At 71.7% G+C, this 233-nt stretch carries 1 pseudogene; it reads right to left on the reverse strand.

The features are described from left to right. Positions 1–45: 45 nt before the first annotated feature. Positions 46–233: pseudogene (locus tag AC0CH3_RS18025) on the reverse strand (esterase-like activity of phytase family protein); the annotation flags it as partial.

Genomic DNA, 233 nt, shown 5'->3' on the forward strand with positions numbered 1-233 from the left:
CGGGCCGTCGGCGTGTGTACGGCTCATGCCCGTCCTTTACGCCCGCTACCGCTCCAGCCGGAACGTCAGCAGCAGCGTGCGCTCGAGCACCGTCTCGTTGTCGTCGGACACGATCCACACCACCGTGTCGCGCGCGCCGCTGGTCCACGACAATTTCGAGGGGATCGCGGTCAGCCTCGAACCGCGTGGCGCGAGCCGCGCGATCTCGCGCCCGCGCACGACCGCGCCCGCGC

The sequence above is a fragment of the Sphingomonas sp. AC449 genome, from assembly GCF_979253475.1.